The 1,040-nt window shown below is 46.3% G+C and carries 1 protein-coding gene and 1 pseudogene; both read left to right on the top strand.

The window, feature by feature from the left end; genetic code table 11:
* On the top strand, positions 1-456 hold a 456-nt coding region (locus R8N28_RS27075; RefSeq protein ID WP_318183899.1), incomplete at its 5' end, for a glycosyltransferase.
* Positions 422-1,040: pseudogene (locus R8N28_RS27070) on the top strand (ligase); the annotation flags it as partial. The gene R8N28_RS27075 and the pseudogene R8N28_RS27070, both read left to right, overlap by 35 nt.

Raw genomic sequence — 1,040 nt, 5'->3', positions numbered from 1 at the left:
GCAAAACTGCCTGAGTGTTACCACTTACACCTTGCCGGAGATGGAGAAAGAAAAGCCTCGCTTCAACGACTCGCTCAATCGTTAAACGTTTCACCTCGCGTGCATTTTCACGGAGTCGTATCCGATATCCCTCTCTTTCTCAGCGATATGGATATCTACGTGCAATCTTCCCACGTTGAAGGATTCGGGCTCGCCGCCGTAGAAGCGATGGCAGCAGGTTTGCCCGTACTCTCGTCCGATGTTCCGGGATTAAATGAGGTTACCGGCAGCTCAGAATATCTGTTCGAAGTCGGTGATAGCAATCGGCTTGCACAAAAGGTTGCAGAGCTTTGCGAAGACGCGGCTCTTTACAATTCGGCAAGTCATTATTCCGTCAACCGAGCCAAACTCTACACCATCGACAAATTTCGAGAGGGCTATTATGGAATCTACCAACAGCTCTGTACCGATAAGTAATACCGTTCCACTCCTTGCAGCTATTACTCTGGCACTGTTTTTTGTCCCAGTGAAATTCGCTGTAGGTGGCGTGGCACTTGCGCCTTCCGATATCGCAAGTTTGCTTTCTGTTGGCTTAATCGCCTTGATCATTTTAGAAGGAAGAGCAAAGCAACTGTTGCACCCATGTATCGGATTCTTGGTGCTGTTTACTGGATATGTATTTATCAATGGTTTGTTGAACAGAGTGCCTTTGGCCCCACTATTGATCGAAACCGTTCAGTGGCTAGCCATTCTTTGTCTACTGAGCTTACTTTACGCTTACGGTGCATTTGATGATGAGCGAGTGATGGTCTATTTCACCTACCTACTTTTTATCATCTGTGGTCTAGTCGCAGCATGGCACTTCGCCCAAGGCTATCAAAGCGGATTTAAATTACTCGGGGTCAGTAAATACGGATTTGGAGTGTTGTGCTCGCTACTCTATTTGTATCGCGACAAAATTCGCCTGTTCCCTTTTTTAATGCTAGTTGCATTTGCGCTACTCGTTTTATCTCAAGAACGAAAAGCTCTGCTGGGCTTTTGTTTGCTGTTTTTTCTCGATC

The sequence above is a fragment of the Vibrio sp. Vb1554 genome (assembly GCF_033344235.1).
The sequence above is the reverse complement of the archived record's forward strand: the minus strand, read 5'-3'. Positions and strand labels throughout refer to the sequence as shown.